Origin of the sequence: Gardnerella sp. DNF00354, from assembly GCF_049262755.1 — a bacterium.
In the GTDB taxonomy this organism is placed as follows: Bacteria; Actinomycetota; Actinomycetes; order Actinomycetales; family Bifidobacteriaceae; genus Bifidobacterium; species Bifidobacterium vaginale.
The window spans coordinates 395,223-412,852 of sequence record NZ_CP058402.1 but is presented as its reverse complement, the minus strand read 5'-3'; the positions used below and the strand labels follow the sequence as shown (position 1 = coordinate 412,852).

Annotated in this window: 13 protein-coding genes; 8 read left to right on the top strand and 5 right to left on the bottom strand. The window is 37.8% G+C overall.

From position 1 onward, the window contains the following. Positions 1-244: 244 nt before the first annotated feature. The 3 genes from HXT24_RS01575 to HXT24_RS01565 all read left to right on the top strand — a co-directional run bounded on the left by HXT24_RS01575 (position 245) and on the right by HXT24_RS01565 (position 3,430). On the top strand, positions 245-1,771 hold the full coding sequence (locus HXT24_RS01575; RefSeq protein ID WP_415686372.1) for a G5 domain-containing protein: 1,527 nt from the start codon (positions 245-247) through the stop codon (positions 1,769-1,771). A 3-nt stretch (positions 1,772-1,774) separates the two neighbouring features. Then, positions 1,775-2,665: a 16S rRNA (adenine(1518)-N(6)/adenine(1519)-N(6))-dimethyltransferase RsmA gene (rsmA, locus tag HXT24_RS01570; protein ID WP_422119496.1), complete on the top strand. Its 891-nt coding sequence runs from the start codon at positions 1,775-1,777 to the stop codon at positions 2,663-2,665. A 141-nt stretch (positions 2,666-2,806) separates the two neighbouring features. Next, a complete protein-coding gene (locus HXT24_RS01565) occupies positions 2,807-3,430 on the top strand; it encodes a LytR C-terminal domain-containing protein (protein WP_004574421.1) in 624 nt (207 codons plus the stop codon). An 83-nt stretch (positions 3,431-3,513) separates the two neighbouring features. Here HXT24_RS01565 and HXT24_RS01560 read toward each other — a convergent pair whose 3' ends face one another. Further along, on the bottom strand, positions 3,514-4,983 hold the full coding sequence (locus HXT24_RS01560; protein WP_004114050.1) for a CCA tRNA nucleotidyltransferase: 1,470 nt from the start codon (positions 4,981-4,983) through the stop codon (positions 3,514-3,516). Between the two features lie 42 nt (positions 4,984-5,025). On the opposite strand from HXT24_RS01560, the gene HXT24_RS01555 reads away from it, so the two are divergent. The 5 genes from HXT24_RS01555 to trxB all read left to right on the top strand — a co-directional run bounded on the left by HXT24_RS01555 (position 5,026) and on the right by trxB (position 13,578). After that, positions 5,026-5,790: an NUDIX domain-containing protein gene (locus tag HXT24_RS01555; protein ID WP_004114048.1), complete on the top strand. Its 765-nt coding sequence runs from the start codon at positions 5,026-5,028 to the stop codon at positions 5,788-5,790. Then, positions 5,783-8,206, top strand: a complete 2,424-nt coding sequence (locus HXT24_RS01550; protein WP_422119495.1) for a DUF6049 family protein — start codon at positions 5,783-5,785, stop codon at positions 8,204-8,206. Before HXT24_RS01555 ends, HXT24_RS01550 begins: the two co-directional genes overlap by 8 nt. Then, complete coding sequence (murJ, locus tag HXT24_RS01545; protein WP_422119494.1) at positions 8,203-9,990, top strand: murein biosynthesis integral membrane protein MurJ; 1,788 nt, start codon at positions 8,203-8,205, stop codon at positions 9,988-9,990. The genes HXT24_RS01550 and murJ overlap by 4 nt, the downstream gene beginning before the upstream one ends. A gap of 125 nt (positions 9,991-10,115) precedes the next feature. Beyond that, on the top strand, positions 10,116-12,599 hold the full coding sequence (locus tag HXT24_RS01540) for a kinase (protein WP_042904208.1): 2,484 nt from the start codon (positions 10,116-10,118) through the stop codon (positions 12,597-12,599). A 37-nt stretch (positions 12,600-12,636) separates the two neighbouring features. Further along, positions 12,637-13,578 carry a thioredoxin-disulfide reductase gene (gene trxB / locus HXT24_RS01535; RefSeq protein WP_422119493.1) on the top strand — a complete coding sequence of 314 codons (942 nt, stop codon included), beginning with the start codon at positions 12,637-12,639 and terminating at the stop codon, positions 13,576-13,578. An 88-nt stretch (positions 13,579-13,666) separates the two neighbouring features. Here trxB and HXT24_RS01530 read toward each other — a convergent pair whose 3' ends face one another. The 4 genes from HXT24_RS01530 to HXT24_RS01515 form a co-directional block, all read right to left on the bottom strand. After that, positions 13,667-14,947 (bottom strand): ParB/RepB/Spo0J family partition protein, encoded by a 1,281-nt coding sequence (locus tag HXT24_RS01530; RefSeq protein WP_004574415.1) that lies wholly within the window; start codon positions 14,945-14,947, stop codon positions 13,667-13,669. After that, positions 14,947-15,897, bottom strand: a complete 951-nt coding sequence (locus HXT24_RS01525) for a ParA family protein (protein ID WP_196218603.1) — start codon at positions 15,895-15,897, stop codon at positions 14,947-14,949. The genes HXT24_RS01530 and HXT24_RS01525 overlap by 1 nt, the downstream gene beginning before the upstream one ends. A 298-nt stretch (positions 15,898-16,195) precedes the next feature. Further along, positions 16,196-16,906 (bottom strand): 16S rRNA (guanine(527)-N(7))-methyltransferase RsmG, encoded by a 711-nt coding sequence (gene rsmG, locus HXT24_RS01520; protein ID WP_004574413.1) that lies wholly within the window; start codon positions 16,904-16,906, stop codon positions 16,196-16,198. Between the two features lie 116 nt (positions 16,907-17,022). Continuing rightward, positions 17,023-17,580, bottom strand: a complete 558-nt coding sequence (locus HXT24_RS01515; RefSeq protein WP_004574412.1) for a protein jag — start codon at positions 17,578-17,580, stop codon at positions 17,023-17,025. Between the last annotated feature and the right edge of the window lie 50 nt (positions 17,581-17,630).

Genomic DNA, 17,630 nt, shown 5'->3' with positions numbered 1-17,630 from the left:
TACAAAAGATTTGCATTGTAGACTTTGCTTGAGTAAGTTCTCGGAAATCTTCCCCCAACTCAGGATTTCCGAGTAAGAGGGTGGAGCGTCCCCCAACCAGCTCCTCCTCTATGGGGGCGGGAACAATCCCCTTCTCTCCCGCCCCCACTTTTATGATAGATTTCAACAACATTTAGAAGCTTTTAGCTCAGTTGCGAGCATTATATATAATTAAAGTTCAGTTTTACTTTGGAAGTGAGGTTGAATGGCACGCAGATGGACGCCTCAGAGGTTTGTTGTAATGAGAAGAATACGCATCCTTGTATGCGTTTTGGCTCTTATTATTTCAAGCACTGGGATTTTTACTCTTTCTGCGCGCAAATCTGTAGCTCTAATTGTCAATGGTAAAACAAGAATTGTCACAACCTATGCGTCTACTGCACAAAGACTTCTGCAGGAACAAAAAATACCTGTTAAAACGCATGATCAAGTTATTAGTACTTCGGGAGAAATTCTTGCAGATCACACAACTGTAACCGTTAGGAGCGCTTACCAAACTTCTGTAACAGTAGATGGCATAACAATACCATTTTGGACTGTTGCAACCAGCGTAGATCAACTAATTGGATTCTTCCAAGCAAATGCAGATCATGCTGCAAAAATCACAGTAAATTTGCAGAATATTTACGACAAACTCACTGGAGGATTGTCTATTAACAAAAAAGGACCTGTAGAGGTTATTTGCGATGGCAAATCTAGGATAGCGCCAGATGGAACACTTCCAGCAAGTTCTATTCTCGATTCTCTAGGAATCGTTTTGGGAAAAGAAGATAGAGTTACCGTAAGCGAAAATGGATCACAAACCGTATTACGCATTCTTCGCGTAACTCATGGAAAAGAATCTAGAAATGTCATCGTTCCTTTTAACACTAGAACGATAAATGATCCAAATTTGCCATCTGGAGTGAGAGTTGTTAGACAATCTGGAATAAATGGCGAGCGAACAGATTTATACAATGTGACTTATGTTGATGGTAAAGCAGAAAGCTCTGTATTAATAAAACAAAACGTGATTACTCCTGCAACAGATCAGATTGTTGCTGTAGGTAGCAAACCTAATCCTCAAGCCCCTAAGCAGAATAAGCAAAGTAGTAACAACACTAACGGAAAGACTTCACAAAAACCTTCTAGCAATACTAATTTGAATAAAACTAACACTAAACAAGAAACAAAACCACAAGAATCTAAAAAACCTTCTCAAAATAGTCAATCCCAACAAAGTGTGCAAAATTCTCAAAACCAGAACAATAGTAATTCACAAAATCAGCTTCAATCTAATGCGAATAATCAGCAAAATCCTTCTTCCTCTTCTCAAACACAAGCACCTGCAGCATCACAGCCAGCATCACAAACGCCAGCTCCCGCTCCTTCAGCCCCACCAGCACCTGCTCCACCAGACAACAATCCCAATGGCATGGTTCACGCCACTCCTGAGCAAGCAAAGCTATATGCTCAAGCTGCATGTGCTCAAATTGGTTGGACTGGTGCAATGTGGGAAGATCTTGTTAAATTATGGACAAGAGAATCTCATTGGCGTTGGAACGCAGAAAATAAAAGCTCTGGCGCATACGGAATACCACAATCTCTTCCAGCAAACAAAATGGCGAGCGCGGGAGCAAATTGGCACGAAGATGCATCAATACAAATAACGTGGGGAATTAATTACATTAAAAGCAAATACGGGAATCCTAGCGAAGCATGGAAGCATTCAGAAAAGTTTAGATGGTATTAAAGTTTGGATGGTATTAAATTGACAGAAAATAATATTAGTGAGCAAGAAGGCTCTCTTCTTGGAGCCGCTGACATTCGTAGGATTGCAGCAGAAGAGGGTATTACTCCTACTAAAAAATTCGGTCAAAATTTCGTTATTGACCCTGGTACGGTTAAGAAAATCGTTACTGCGTCAAAAATTAATTCAAACGATTTTGTTATGGAAGTAGGCCCTGGTCTTGGCTCTCTTACACTTGCGATTCTTCAAGCTGGCGCAAATCTTACGGCTGTAGAAATAGATCCTCCGCTTGCTAAACGTTTGCCGAGTACCGTTAAAGAATTTATGCCTAACGCCTTAGAACGATTTAATGTGATTCTTAAAGACGCGCTCGAATTAAACGCTCAAGACGTTCCCAATTTAGCAAATGCACAACACTTTACTCTTGTTGCTAATCTTCCTTATAACGTTGCAACCCCTATTATTCTTACACTTCTTGAAAAGTTTAATAATCTTACAAGTTTCCTTGTAATGGTTCAAAAAGAGGTGGCAGATCGCCTCTGCGCTCAACCAGGCACAAAAACATATGGAACTCCAAGTGTAAAGTTGGCTTGGTATGGCGAATCTCAAAAAGCTGGTTTAATTGGTAGAAATGTATTCTGGCCTGCTCCAAATGTTGATTCTGCTCTCGTTTATTTTGAAAGAAACAACGCGATAAGAGAAGATGAGCAAGAGCGAGAAAAAGTGTTTAAAATTATTGACGCAGCGTTCCAACAGAGAAGAAAAACACTGCATTCTGCTCTTAAAGGCATTATTTCTAATGAATCGTACGATATTGCCGAAATAGACCCAACTAGGCGTGGAGAGACCCTTACATGCGCAGAATTCTTGGCTCTTTATAAAGCTTCGCAGATATGAATTATTTTTAAAAACACAGTCATACATAGTAAGTAAAATTGCTAGTATTGTTTTGTGCATAAAACATTATGATTTATGCATAATTGCAAGTCTCGTACAATAAGATACGCAACAGAAACATAGTACAGATCGGAAGTTAGCATGACGCAATTTTACGACGAGCGACTGGCGCGCAGAGAGTTCATGTACCAAAAGAAACGATTTGTACTTACTACTGTTGGAATTTGTGTTGGAGCAGCGTTTCTTCTTGCTGTTCTAGTGCAATGCCATGTATTTGGTATTGCTGCCCCTAAAACTCCAGAAATCGACCCAAATTATGGAGTTCAAGCACCTTGCCCTACAAAGAATAAAGATGAGAATAAGGCTACTTATATCGATAATCGTGCTGTTCCTATTCGAGTACTAAACGGAACAAAATTCCGTGGATTCGCAAGAGCGGTAGGAGAAGGACTACGAAACCGCGGTTTTAACCTGATTGAAGTTGGAAATAGCGAAAAAAGTGTAAAACGCACAACAATCTACTTTGGTAAGCAATCAATTAATGAAGCTTATACTTTAGCTGCTAACTTTAAAGACGCTATTTTGCGAATGGACGATAGGCAAGATAAGCTAATTGACGTGGTTTTAGGCGCAACATTCAACAATCTTAAACCTAAGACTGATGTTCCTGCAGCAGGTGCAACAATAGTTGAAATAAAAGGATGCGCTGATTTTAACTCTATGAAAAATCTTCCAAAATCCGCAAATCATAATCCAGTTCAATAAGTTTTATTCAACAACATGATGCCAAATAAAGCAAAATAAAGTTAGAATAATAAAACTTTACTTATTTAAGCTACTTATTTAAGCTACTTATTTAAGCTGGAATACCATTTCTTTAATTCCTCAACAGCAATATCGTGATCTACTGGACCGTTATCAAGGCGATAATCCAGCATATGCTTATATGCTTTACCAACAATAGGACCAGGTTTCAAATCAAGCAATTGCATAATCTCATTGCCATCTAGGTCTGGACGAATCGCGTTAAAATCTTCCTGCTTTTTAAGCTCTTTAACTCGCTCTTCCATCTCATCCATAGCCTGCTCAAACATCAGCGATTTACGCTTGTTCTGCGTAGTTGCATCAGCGCGGGTTAGACGATTTAATCTCTCATACAAGTGTCCTGAATCCTTAACATATCTGCGTACAGCAGAATCAGTCCAAGGCTCGTCAACATATCCATGGAATCGCAAATGCAGATTCACAAGCTCGCTTACATCATCAATAATATGATGATCAAAATGAAGAGCTTTCATGCGTTTGCGAGTCATTTTAGCTCCAACAACATCATGATGGTGGAAACTTACTTTTCCGCCTTCTTCAAATTTTCTGGTGCGAGGTTTGCCAATATCATGTAAAAGAGCAGCAAGTCTCAAAGTCAAATCGGGTCTAGGAACCGCGCCTTCGTTATCTGTTTCTAATGCTATTGCTCGTTCAAGAACCATCATTGTATGCTCAAAAACATCCTTATGCCTGTGATGTTCGTCAATTTCTAAGCGCAATGCAGGAATTTCTGGCAAAACCCTATCTGCAATACCAGACTCGACCATAGCTTCAATACCAGCACGAGGATTAGCAGAAAGCAGCATTTTTGTTATTTCATCGCGTACGCGCTCTGCAGAAACAATATCCAACCTAGAAACCATATCTAAAATAGCTTCTGCAGTATTTGCTTCAATAGTGAAACCAAGTTGAGCAACAAAACGAACAGCACGCATCATTCTTAAAGGATCATCGTCAAAAGATTGACGAGGATCTACTGGAGTACGCAGAATACCTTTTGCTAAATCATTCGCTCCACCGAATGGATCTACAAATTCCAAATCTGGAACACGCAAAGCCATTGCGTTCACAGTAAAATCACGCCTAGAAAGATCACCTTCCAAAGTATCGCCATATTTTACTTCTGGCTTCCTAGAATCTGGCTCATAGTCATCACATCGGTATGTTGTTATCTCGACTTTTACTTCTGTTCCGTCTTTTCTGCGACGCACAGCTCCAAGCGTGCCAAATTTTCGACCCATATCCCAAAAGCCATCGTGCCCCCAACTCCTAAGAATATGCTCAAATTCTTCTGGTTTGGCAGAAGTGCAAAAATCAAGATCGTGCGACGTTCTATGCAACAACATGTCTCGTACAGGACCGCCTACAAGAGCCAGCTCATAATTATGTTTAGCGAATAATCTACCCAACTCCATGGCTTCAGGCCAAACTTCAAAGTTCACAGACACGCTTGGAAACACCCTTTCAACAAAAATCAAACTATATTCCAGCATACCGTTACCCCAATGCACAGCGGATTGAGTAAGGTGGAGTGTATGGTTACCCCAGCAGACTTAAGACGCATGCTCGCCAGAGCCTCGGATAATCATGCCCAAAATACGCCAGATATTCGAGTTACACCACTTGATATCGCTAGAATGAAAAGCAAAATACAGCCTCAACAGGCAGAAGAAGACGAGTCGATTTTCGTTGATATTTCAAGCTTTTCGAGCGATTATCACGTTGAAAATATTCATGTTGATATAACGGAATCTCGCCAACAAATAACATCATTAGAGGCACCTTCTCCAGCTTTAATGCCTCAGAGGAGAGTTAACGACGGTCCTAAAACTTTTGCCTCTTTAGATGCTCAAGACTTACCTATTGTGAGAGAATATTCCGCTGGAGGACTAGTTTTTGACACCCTCGGGCGTGTCGCGATTATAGCTCGTCATTCAAGAAGTGGACATATGGAATGGTGCTTGCCGAAGGGTCATATAGAAAAAGGCGAAACTCCTCAGCAAACAGCTGTTAGGGAAATTCATGAGGAAACTGGAATTCTTGGAGAAGTAGTGGATTCTATTGCTACTATTGACTACTGGTTTACTGGAACAAGTCAACGTGTGCATAAGCTAGTTCATCATTTTGCTTTGAAATATGTTAGTGGAGAACTATCTGTTCTTGGAGATCCAGACCATGAGGCAGAAGATGCAATTTGGGTGGATTTCAAAGAGCTTAATGATGTTTTAAGCTATCCTAATGAACGCAAGATAGCGTGGATGTACGCTAAAAAGGCAAATAGGCGGTCTAATCGTGATTAATGTGATTGATTTTGCAAACAACCAATTACGGGAGTTACAAAAAGTCACTAATAAAATCGCCCGTAAAATGTTTTATTTTAAAAATCCTATTCAATTTTGTTTTAAATTTAGTATTACTTTAATTCTAGTAGTGATTTCGCTTGTTATTACACCGCTTTATTGTGTTTCAAATACAGCTTTTGCTTACGAAGCATCGCAGAATACAAGCCATTCATCTAATGTCAATCAAGCTTCTGTAAAATATTACGAATCTTATAATTCCAAAGCTAAGGGCATTTCTTTACAAATAGTTAAATCAACTTCAATTCTTACAGACAAAAGCGGATACCATATAACCATTTTGGTTAAAAATACTGGTTCTCAAGATTTTCCAGATGGAAAAATTCAGGTTGCATTTAACCCTTGGTATACGTTTATGTCTAGGACTGATTTGCAAAAATGGAGTCAAGCCGAGTCCAGAATCCCTACTCCTCAGCTAATTGGCGAAGTTAGCGTTCCAGCGCTTGCTTGTGGCAAATCTTATAACGCGCAAATTGATGTTGACGCAAACAGCCCTAATCTTTCTAACATCCTTTATTGGGGACCAAAGCCTCTTTCTGTAACGTATTCTTCATCGGATTTTAAACATTATTCTTCTGTAAAATCGTTTGTAACACGAGCAAATATTGGCGTTAGAAACGTACAAACACCTCCGATTAATGTCACATTGCTTATTCCTATAGTCGCTAAAGCATCTGACTGGCGTTATGAAATTAACAAGCAGAATATTTCTCCTTCGATGAATATTCCACCTAGCGAATCTAATATTGTTTCTAAAGAGGAACCTAAAGCAGATACTAAAAAAGAAAATTCGGGCAAAACTAACACAAAAACGGTTGCTGGCGACTCTTCCCAAGTAAGCAAAGATTTAAACCAATTTAAAGACAATAGAAAAATAAGGTTAAGTAAAAAGAGCATAAAGCATATTGCTTCTTTGATATCTCTTGCACAAAAGCATCCTCGATTACAAACGATAGCAGATTTAAATACTCTTAAATCTTCTGGAATTAGCTTCACTCCTTCTGCATTTATGCAAAATAACGGTTTTGATATAAGTAAATATGCTGAAACAAGTAATTCTTCTTGCTACCAATCATCTGGGATTGACGCTGAGTCTTGGAGTGAAGAATCGTCAATTCCAAAAGATCATACAGGTAAAGCGCAAAAATTCGAGTCATACGCTTTTCAAACAGGCGGAAAATGGACCTTAAAGGCACTAGAACAGGCTAAAAGCAATGGCTATAAGACCGTTGTGGCAACAAACGGATTTGATGCTTTAGCGCACCGTTTTGCAGTTAAGAATGGCGTGTATGACGTTCAAACTTCTTTTGGAAACGTAAAAGTGCTTTCCTCGCAAGAAACTCTTAGTGATTTGGCAAACGAAAAACCAACAAGTAGTAAGTCAACTGGCGAAAACACTAATGCTGGCAAACTAAACAGGATTATTGCTCAAAGCGCGTTTTATCAGATGGAACAACCTTATTCTTCAAGACACTTGCTTATAACATTCCACCAAGATACGCCATCTTCTTATATCGATTCTGTTATAAGCAATTTGGAAAAATCTCCGTGGATTTCCCTGCTAGATTTAAGATCTTTATCTAACGCAAAATCTTTTTCTAAAGAATATCTTGGGTACAATCCAGTTCCTAAAGATAGTGCGATATCAAACGAATCTATAATCAATAGAAAGTCAATTCTAAATCAACTATCTTCAGATAGAGAAAACATTAAACAGTTCATAAGTAATATTCTTGACCACGGTGAATTAAATAATCATCACGTTAATGAGTCAGATGTTCAATCTCTTGCAAAACAAAACGCAAAACTGAAAATTAACCAGAACAGCAATATTTGGAGTAAGAATCTTCTTAAACTTTTTGATGCTATGGCTCAACGAGAAGTAAATGATAGTAGACCAAATAATGTTGATTCTAAAGGCACTCATAATCTATCCAAAATTTTAATTTCTGGAATACATATTATTCCCCCAAAAGATGTAACGCTTGTAAGCGAAACAGCAACAATGCCGATTACAATCAGCAATACTAATCCATACCCTGTTAGCGTATATCTTACTTCTTACACTAATTCAATGGAGATAGTAACTCCTAGAAAAACTCCAGTTAAGATTGCTGCAAATAGTGAAACACAAATTATTCTGCCACTTAGATCTACAACTTCTAGTAAAGCTAGAGCAATTTTCGGACTAGAAGATAGAAGCCATCGCGCTTTCTACAATCATAAAGAAACAATGATTACAAGCACGCTGCAAATCAGCGATAAAAGCGGTACGATTATTATAATATTTGCCTTCGCGCTTGGAATTTTGGGGCTTTGGAGGCAGTTCCACCGTAAAAAGGATCCAGACGAATGAATTCAGTAGGCCGCAACTCAATCATAATGGCAAGCGGCACGGCAGCCTCAAGAATAACTGGTCAGGTTAGAACTATATTACTTGCTGCAGCCCTTGGTACTACAGGTCTAGCAGCTAATGCATATCAGGCTGGGTCCATGATCCCTCAGCTTATTTACACTCTTGTGTCTGGTGGCATTTTCAATGCTGTTTTAGTCCCACAAATCGTTAAAACTCTGGAAAAACAAGATGCAAAAGATAGGTTAAATAAGCTTATAACCTTTGCGATTATTCTGCTTTTAGGCGTAACCGCTTTAATGGCAATTGCCACACCTGTTTTAACATGGCTCTATGTTGGATCAAACCAATCCATGATTGCTCTTACTAACGCTTTTACGTTATGGTGTATGCCTCAAATATTTTTCTATGGACTTTACACCGTGCTCGGTCAAGTTTTAGCCGCAAAAGGCAAGTTTGCAATGTATGCTTGGAGTTCCGTTGCAGCAAATATCGTCAGTTGCGTGGGCTTCGGCGTTTTTATTGCAATTTTTGGCAGAGCAAGCAGGCAGCCAGTAGGCTTCTGGAACAACACTACTATGCTTCTTACTGCAGGATTTTGGACTTTGGGTGTTGCAGCTCAGGCGCTTGTTTTATTTATTCCTCTTAGAAAAATCGGATTAAAATACAAACCAAGTTTCGGCATTAGCGGCATTGGTTTGCGTTCAATGGGCCCTGTTGCAGCATGGAGTTTTGCAATAGTGGCTGTTAGTCAGCTTTCTACAATGGCAACTACTCACATAACTACAAGCGCTCCTTCTGTAGCAGAAAAAACGTTAGGGTTAAGTCAATTTGATGTTGCTGGAAATGCTACTTTTCAAAACGCATACACAATGTTTATTCTTCCTTATTCGCTTATTGCCGTATCGGTTGCTACCGCTGTTTTTCCTAAAATTTCTAGATCAATAACAAACCATGACTTATCAACAGTTCGTGTAGATTTAAGCTCTTGTCTTAGAAATGTAAGCATTTTAATGTGCTTTTTTAGTGTTGCTTTTATTGTGATTCCAATGCCTATATCTTTGGCTCTTTTACCTTCAATCAGCATAAAAGAAGCGTATCTTATGGCAAATCCGCTTATGATGCTTTCGCTTGGATTGCCTTTATCTAGCGCGTATTTGATTATTCAACGCACATTCTACGCTTTTGAAGATGGCAAACATCCGTTTATGTTTTGTGCAGCACAATTATTTGTGGAACTTATTATTGTATTTTCTTGCATACAATTCCTTCCGCCAAACTATTGGGTTACCGCTTTAGCTGCAGCCGCATCTTTTAGTTATATTCTCACTTTTCCTTCGCTTGTTAAAATGATTAGATCTCGTTTTAACAACGATTTAGACGATAAGCAGCTTGTTATTACGCATCTAAAGGTGCTTGCAGCTTCTATAGTATCTATTCTTGTTGGAATTTTGTTTAGAGAATTTATTTACAAATGGATTTCTTTAGATTCACCAAACCTCCATGGCGTTAGTCGTTGGTTGCTTGCGATTTTTGTTTGTGCAATTATCACCATTATTTTGGCGATTATTTACATATCTATCTTGTTACTTTTAAGAACGAGTGAACTGGCAGGTCTTATTAATCCAATTCTTAGAAGAATTGGTGTAAAACTGCCATTTTTGTTGAATCTTGAAAACATCAATAAAAGCAAGTTAAATAATAAACAGACTAATCATAGTGAAAATAATAAGAATGCACATACTAGGATTATTAGATCGAAAATAAATCAACACAGTGAGCGATAATTAAATCAAGATAATTAAATGCAGTAACTCAGGGCGTTTCACTAGATTCTACAGTTACAATAATTTGTGGGATTTATTATGTAACGCATTATTATTCATTACTCATGTAGGAAGACGGGGAGTAGATGAAACCTCAGTTGGGAGATATTATACTTGATCGCTACGCTTTAGTATCACCTTTGCGCGAAGAAGCGGGTCTTCAAGCATGGCATGCTAGCGATCGTATACTTGCTCGCGATTGTCAGCTTTTTATAGTACGTGATTCTCGTTTTCTTCCAGAAGTCAACACTATATCTTCTACTCTTGCTCTGTCTAGAATACGCAAATTTACGCCAGTTTTGAAGCTTCATCATATAGATGATGTCGCGATTATTATAACCGAGCTGGATTCTGGAGTAACTTTAAGCGATTATATGAAGCTACATAGTTCAACACTTAGCTATGAAGCAATACGTTCCATAGTTGCAGAAACAGCTAATGCGCTTAGTAAACTGTTAGCAGATGGAATAACACACTATGCTATTTCTACGAATACTGTAAGGCTTACTGATTCTGGAGTAGAACTGGCAGATGCTCCGATAAGCCCTCTTTTAAAAGATGTGACTATTGAAGATGAAAAGCCAAAAAAGTCAGAAGAAGATGGGGAGTCTGCTGTAGAGTCTGCCGACGAAGGTTCAGGTAACGATTTTAACCATCCTAAAGCTCAAAATAAGAGCATAGAAAATATTGCTACGCATCAACTTTCAGCATTGCTATATGCTCTACTAACTAGAACAAATTACACTCAGAATAATTCTGTATTTAATCTTTCTAGGCTTACAGATGGAGTGCCTAGTGAATTTTCTATGATTTGTAGAAGAGGGCTTTCTTCTACAGAAGATTCCAATATTATACCTATGGCATCAATAGGAGAGCTATTAGCATTACTTGGATCTTATACTCCTGTTAGAAAACTTTCTGATAAAGATATTATTTTTGATAAAACTACAAGTAAAGCCTCCGTTCAAAATGCGTTATTGCTTCCAGAAGACGATAAAAATCTTCTTGATTTTCCAGAAGGATTAGCCCAAAATGAGGACTTGCTCGAAAATAAATTATCAGAACAGGAGTCCAATAACAGTCTTGAAGACGTTGAGAAACTAGATGATAGTAAACAGGGTAAATCCAATAAAAATGCTGGTTTTACAGGCGGATTTTCTGCAGCAGGAGCTGGTTTAAAAAATGCTGGAAGAACTATAGGAGCATTAAGCGCTCTTCTTAAAAGAAACAATAAGAACGATTTAGATAATAATTCAGATTCTTCTACAGAAACTGACTCTACTGGAACAGATTATGACTTCCATGATATTGCTGCCGCAGAAATGGCTAATATTTTAGCACCTACGGAACTTGATGCAGATGATTCTATATTCCACAACCTATCTTCCACATACACAAGTTTTCCTAGTTATTCAGAAAGCAAGTCTTCTGATGCGCTAAATAATGAAGAAGCAGAAAAATATAACAATATAGAAAACGAATCAGATTCTAAAAACGATTATTCACAAAAAGATAATTTAGCTTCCCCATTAATGCCTAGAAGATTTGATTTTGAAGACCTTCTCACAGATAACACTAAACACACTGAGCTGATGTCTAGACCACAAAGTTTACCTTTGGAAGCAGAATCAACAGGTAGGGTTCCAGTTGTAGATAGTAATGGGCGTTTTATTGCTCCTGGAGAAGAATCTGCACGCGCTTTGCGTGAAGAAGAGTTGGAAAATGGTGATTATGAAGATTATGATGGCGGTTCTTTAAAGTCATCTTATTCTTCAATGCCTCCTAGTTTCCAGCCTCATGAGCGTCAGGAATCTCTGGAGTCCAAAAAGAATTCTGGGCAGAATGGCGTGGATATAGCAGACGCAAAAATTTTTGGCGGTATTTCAACGAAGGTTCTTGCAATCAGTGTTGTTGCAATATTGGTTGTAGTGGTATTCGCATTATCTTTGCATAGTCTTTTTAATTCTCATGATGCTCCTTCTAGTTTTACAAAATCTAACTCGTGGGATTCTCAAAGCGTAGAAAATGTTCCTTTTGGAAGTCAAGGTGTTCTTCCAGAAGATAAAAGTGATTCGTCTAAGAATAAAGCAAAATCTGATTCCAATGCTGTTTCTAAGGCTGATACAAACGCAAAGAAAGACAAATCAAATAAAGAAAACAAATCAAATAAAAGTAAGCATAAAAAACTTAATAAGAGTAAGAAGGTAAAGCAGGTTCCAAAACCTAAAATGCCTACTAACACTACGCCTTATCCTATAGATGTACAACAATTCTTGGATTACACGGCTAACCAGAGAGGTTATGGCTATTACATGCATTTGGCTCAACCTCAAGAAGCATATCGTTTTGTTGTTTCAATTCGTTCTTCTGGAGGACATGGCTATTTGATTGCGAATTCTAAAAATGATCCTAGTGCTGGAGATAAAGTTGCTGATTTTACCTTTGATGCCAGTGGTGTAACAGATGTAAAGTTCAAAAAACCTATTACGGCACAAGACTTCATTTTGTGGGTTCCAGAGGACTCTATGCCTCAAAACAGTCTATACATTAATTACGTAAAAATTTACTAAATTTTATTAAGATTATTGAGAATATTAGGAATATTTTATGGAAAAACTAAACAAAAAAGTAATAATTATTGGCTCTGGCCCTGCGGGTTATACTGCGGCATTGTATTTAGCACGCGCAGGCTACACTCCTTTGGTCATTGCTGGAGCATTAACTCCTGGTGGACAACTCATGAACACTACAGAGGTTGAAAATTATCCAGGATTTGTAGATGGAATACTTGGACCAGATTTAATGGAAGCTATGCAAAAGCAAGCAGAAAAATTTGGAGCACAAATTATATTAAACGATGTTGTGTCTGTAGATTTTAAGGACGATTTGAAGACAGTTACAACAGACGATGGAGAAACTTATACAGCAAATGCAGTAATCATTTCTACAGGCTCGCAAGTGCGAAAATTGGGGGTTCCTGGAGAGCAAGAATACTCTGGACGAGGTGTTTCATATTGTGCAACTTGTGATGGATTCTTCTTTAGAGGAAAACCAATCGTTGTAGTTGGCGGAGGCGATTCAGCTTTTGAAGAGGCATTGTTCCTAACTAGATTTGGTTCTTCTGTAACATTGATTCATAGGCGCGATTCATTCCGTGCTTCTAAAATCATGATTGATAGAGCTCGCAAAAATGAGAAGATTAAATTTGTTTTAAACTCTGTTGTTCAATCAATAAATGGTTCCAACGAAGACGCTCAGTCTGTAACGGTAAAAAATGTTGTAACAGGAGAAACTCAAGATATTGAAGCATCTGGTATTTTCGTTGCTATTGGTCATCTACCATCAACCTCATTCTTAAATAACTCTATAGCTCTTAACGCAGATGGAACTATTTCAGTACAGGGTGCGTCTACTAAAACGTCTATTCCTGGTGTTTTTGCCGCAGGAGATGTGGTAGACAGCGTTTATAGACAGGCAATATCTGCAGCGGGAATGGGCTGCCGCGCTGCTCTTGATGCTCAAGCTTATTTAAATGATTTAAGCGAATAATAAATTATGTTCCACGTGAAACAAGAAGCCCAGAATTACTTTTAAAGTAATTCTGGGCTTTTCAGTTTATATCGCTAATCTTATATCGCTAATCTTTTTTGTTTACTAAAATGTCAAAAATCCTCTGCATTTCTTCTGGAGATGAAAATACAATTTCGATTCTTCCATGGTTTTCTGTGCCCTTAATTGCAACTTTTGTAGAGAATATATTCTCAAGTTGTTTTCGAATAGGCGAATGAGCCCACTTATTGTTTCTTTGAACCCTATTTCTCTTAGAAGACTCATCACTATTGTCCACTTTAATAGACACAATCTCTTCAGTACTTCTAACAGATAAGCCTTCTGCAATTATTCGTTTTGCCAATGATTCCATTTCTTCAGGTGTAGGCAAAGCAAGAAGTGCGCGAGCATGACCTGCAGAAAGCACACCAGATGCAACATGTTTTTGCACGCTAGCTGGAAGATTTAACAGACGTAAAGTATTTGCTATTTGTGGACGAGATTTAGACACAGATTTTGAAAGTTGAACCTGTGTTAATCCAAAATCATCAATCATCTGAGCATACGCTGCAGCTTCTTCTAAAGGATTTAAAGCAACTCTGTGCAAATTCTCCAAAAGAGCATCTCTAAGCATATTCTCATCAGAAGTTGTTCTAACAATTGCTGGGACTTTTTTAAGACCAGCTAATTGAGTTGCTCTCCATCTGCGCTCACCCATTATTAATTCGTAATGAGCATTATGCGTATCATCTTGATCTACGTTATTAATTTTTCGCACAACAATAGGCTGCAAAACTCCAACTTCTTTGATTGATGCAGCTAATTCTTGAAGCTCTTCTTCATCAAAAATCGTACGCGGTTGGTGAGCATTTGGAACAATATCAGTTGGATCTAAATATTCTAAATAACCACCTTCAACTGGTTTTAATTCTTTATTTTCTGCGTTGTGTTCTTCGTCAATTGTTTTATTAGAAATTTTCTTTTCTTCAATTTTTTGTTTTGAAGACACAAACGTTTTAGATGCAGAGTCACCAAAGAAAAAGTCAATTGGTCTAGTTACATCGTCAATTGATGGCATAGAAGATCGCTTTGACGAATGCTTGTTTTTATTAGTAATCGGAGGCACTGTTTCACGTGAAACGGTGGCTTTTTGAACATTATTTTGACCTTCATGTGGAGAAATTGCTTTATCAATACTAGGAACCTTAGTTTCACGTGAAACATCGTTAAAAACATCTTTTTGTATTAATGTTTCATGTGAAACATTTTCATTATTTTTTGCCTCAGCATTAACAAGAGCGTTTTCCCCAGGTAGTGCAGGAAATAGTGCCCCTAATCCTTTGCCTAAACGAGATTTAGTTGTACTCATTATGCATTACCCTCTCTTTTAGCGTCAATCACAGCTAAAATAGCATCAGACTTATTTGCTATCTCTAACGCAGCTTCTCTATACGACACTGCTCCAGTTCCATGTGGATCATAAGTTATAACACTTTGATTAAAACTTGGTGCTTCTGGTATTTTGACAGTTCTTGGAATGGTAGTATTTAAAACAATATTTGGATAATGGTTTTTAACTTCTTGGAATACTTCTCTACCAAGAAGAGTTCGTTTATCAAACATCGTTACTAACATTGTTGAAACAACCAACGTAGGATTGTAATGTTGTTGCACTAAGCCAATTGTTCTAATGAGTTGTCCTAATCCTTCTAGTGCATAATATTCAGCTTGGATTGGTATTAGCATTTCATGAGCAGCGCACATTGCATTAATTACTAAAAGACCTAGAGATGGTGGACAATCAATAAACACATAATCGTAGTGCTCATTATTATTATCGAGAAACTCATTAACTGCATTTTTAAGAAGATTATTTCGATCTTCCATCTGCGCAACTTCTAGTTCTGCTCCACTTAAATCAATAGAAGCAGGAACAACATCAAGTCCTTCAATATCTGGGCAAGTTTTCTTTACTTCAGCAATAGTTTTTCTTCCCTCGATAACATCATAAACAGAAGGATCTGATGATGAATGAGGTATATTCATAGCTGTGGAAGCATTACCTTGAGGGTCCATGTCAATCAACAAAACTTTTGAACCACCAATAGCCATAGCTGCAGATAAATTTACAGCCGAACTGGTTTTGCCAACACCACCCTTTTGATTAGCAACAGCGATAAATCTCGTTTCTTTAGGCTTAGGAAAAACTACCCCATCAATGGCATGAAATCGGCTTGATATATTAGCCAATTCACTACCTAAGGAAGATCCAGAATCTCCAAAAATACGCTTAATTGTATCTTCAGCTGACTCCACCATAACTTCATCCACCCCCGACCACCTATGGGAAAATTACCATAATTCAACTAATTTAAACCTTAGTATTTTCAAGTTTCGTTTCTTCTATGGACATAAAACACAGCAAAAAGAGCACAAGTTTCACGTGAAACACGTGCTAAATATAAAAGAAAATAACGAAAAATAGAAAATAAAGTAAACGATTTTATATGTATTTTATACAAATATTTTTACATAAAAATATTTGTTTCACGTAAAACATTTGAAGATTAAAGTTTCACGTGAAACGAATTATTTTATATGTAATTAATAATATGAATTATGCTTTGTCAACTAATACAACGGTTGTAGATTGAAGACCATTTGCAACAGGAGCATCAACAACCCTAGGATTTACACCCTTAGCCTTTTTGATCATTTTTGCGGCTTTCTCAATTTCAGCCTGTGCAGATTTCCCCTTTAACGCAATCAGTTGACCATGTGTATTTAATAGAGGGATAGTCCACCCTGCTAGTTTTGTCATAGGCGCTACAGCTCTACAAGTTACAACGTCAAACGGTGATATATCATGAGATTTTATTTTTTCAATAATTTCATCTGATCTTCCGTGAAAAATAGTGACATTGTCTAATCCCATGAGTTCTACACATTCTTTCAACCAAAGAACGCGTCTTTCCATAGGTTCAATTAATGTTACATCACAATCAGGCAAACATGCTGCTATAACAATACCAGGAAATCCGCCACCACTTCCTACATCTGCTATAGATTTTTTCTTAGAATTTTTAATAGCATCCTTAATAAAAGGGACAACAGCTGCGGAATTTAGTATATGCCTTTCCCAGAGAATACTCATATCTCTAGGTCCAACTAATCCTCTCAGCAAGCCCTCTTTTTGAAGTTTCACGTGAAACATCTTACATTTATCTAGAGCATCACCTAGAACTTCGCTTAGCAATGGCGAATTTTCTAATTCATCAATTGTTTCTTGAGTATTATCTTTATTATCTATATTTAAATTTTCTTCCATACTTCCCCGCACTTATCAAATAAAAAGTAACACAATAAAACATTTTTTGTTTTATTGTGTTACTTTTATAGTGTCTCAACAGCCTCATGCAATCATAAAAATTGCAAAACCTTAAATCAGTCTTCTATATACTCTTCATCAACATCAGCAGCTATATCATCAAGATCTTCATCTTCAACTGCACTTACAGGCATATAAACAGTTACATAACGATGTGGTTCTTCTCCATGAGACCTAGAACGCAGGCCCTCGTCTCGCACAGTGTCATGAATGACTTTACGTTCAAATGAATTCATCGGCTTCAATTCAACTGGATCCCCAGTCTCACGAACCTCATCAACAGCATCCAAAGCAATATCACGCAAATGCTGACGCTTACGCTTAAGGAATCCATCAACATCAACAATTAAATGAGATCTCTCACCAGTTTTTTGTTGAATAGCTAATCGGCTAAGCTGCTGCAATGCGTCAACAACTTCTCCATCCCTACCAATCAAATGCTTAATATCGGAATCATCATCCGCAACAATCTGAATCATCGGTCTATTGTTACGAACACCCATTTCAATATCGCCCTCGTAATCAGCAATATCTAGAAGTCCTTCTAAGTAATCGGCAGCTATATCAGCTTCCTCATTGAGCTGGTCAATGCTTCTAGTTTCGTCTTGCGCCATTTACATACTCCTTAATTGCAATAAATGTCAAGAATCACAATTCTGTCTAC